Here is a 1,028-nt window from a genome sequence, read left to right as displayed (position 1 = left end):
GGCAGGGTGGGGCGCGTGGAGCGCGCGACCGGGCGGGGCACGGGCACCAGGTGGCACCGCTGGTGGGCCGGCAAGGACGACGTCGAGCGCGTCACCCTGTACACCCGCCAGTCCTTCGCCCTGCTGCTGACCATCGGCCCGTCCCTGACCCTGGGCCAGACCCTCGGCCGGGGCGGCGGCGGGGCCCTGGTGCAGCGCCCGGCCGCCGCCCTGGCCGTGCTGGCGGCCGTGGTGGTGCACGCGGTGGCCGTCGGCCTCGTCCTGGACCGGCAGATCGCCGGCCGGCCGGTGCCGCGCCGGTGGTGGGGCGCGCTGGCCGCCGTCTCGGCGGCGGCGTTCGCCGCCTCGGCCCTGCTCGCGCCGGTGCAGGGCGGGGCGATCGCGCGCGTGGCGGTGGTCGGGGCGCTGTTCGGCCCGGCGGCGTTCCTGGGCACCCGGCGCAGCCTGCTGCTGGCGGTGCTCGCCGGGGCCGGCGTGGTGGCCCTGCACCGCGACGGCTTCGAGTGGCCGCGCCAGGGCCTGGCGGCCGTCGCGCTCCTGGCGGGCGCCTTCGCGTTCGCGGTGGTGACCGTGCAGCTGTCGATGTGGATCGTGGACGTGGTGCGCCGCCTGGCCGGCGCCGAGCGGGACCGCGCGCGCCTGGCGGTGGCCGAGGAGCGGCTGCGCTTCGCCCGCGACCTGCACGACGTGGTGGGCCGGGACCTGTCGGCCATCGCCGTCACCAGCGACCTGGTGGCCGAGCTGGCCCGGCGCGGGCGGCCGGAGGCCGTGGAGCGCGCCGAGGAGGTGCGCCGCATCGCGCAGGCCTCGCTGCGCGAGGTGCGCGAGGTGGTGCGCGGCTACCGCGGGGTGGACCTGGACGCGGAGCTGGAGGGCGCGGCGGCGCTGCTGCGCTCGGCCGGGATCGAGCCCGCCGTGGCCGCCGACGCCGCGGGCGTCCCGGCCGAGGCGCGCACCGCGGCGGCGTGGGTGGTGCGCGAGGGCGTGACCAACGTGGTGCGGCACTCGGCGGCCACGCGGTGCCGCAT

1 protein-coding gene is annotated in these 1,028 nt (G+C 80.0%); it reads left to right on the top strand.

Features of this window, described 5'->3' with window-relative positions:
- Positions 1-15: 15 nt before the first annotated feature.
- Positions 16-1,028: sensor histidine kinase (locus tag GTR00_RS26130; protein ID WP_205706382.1), on the top strand; the 1,013-nt coding region annotated here is incomplete at its 3' end.

This window comes from Kineococcus indalonis (genome assembly GCF_009906395.1).
GTDB classification, from domain to species: domain Bacteria; phylum Actinomycetota; class Actinomycetes; order Actinomycetales; family Kineococcaceae; genus Kineococcus; species Kineococcus indalonis.
The sequence above is the reverse complement of the archived record's forward strand: the minus strand, read 5'-3'. Positions and strand labels throughout refer to the sequence as shown.